Consider the following 228-nt stretch of genomic DNA (forward strand, 5'->3'; position numbering starts at 1 on the left):
GTTGATGGTGAGCTGCCCACGGTCGTGGTGGCCGAGCTACCAGCTGCGGACGATGCTGTCGGCGTTGTCGAGGCCACACACACGGCGAGCACGCTGGTGTTGGGTTGGATCCAGGAATGGCTGGCCGATGCGGCCACGGACGGTTCCCGGTTGGTGGTGATGACCCGCGGCGCCACCGATGGCAGCGACCTGGCCGCGGCCGCGGTATGGGGCCTGGTCCGCTCCGCG

General features: G+C 69.7%; 1 protein-coding gene. It reads left to right on the forward strand.

The features are described from left to right. The coding region (locus ACLQ22_RS32175; protein WP_425695634.1) for a hypothetical protein at positions 1 to 228 on the forward strand (228 nt) is incomplete at both ends.

It is taken from the genome of Micromonospora sp. DT178 (assembly GCF_049841695.1).
Taxonomy (GTDB): Bacteria; Actinomycetota; Actinomycetes; order Mycobacteriales; family Micromonosporaceae; genus Micromonospora.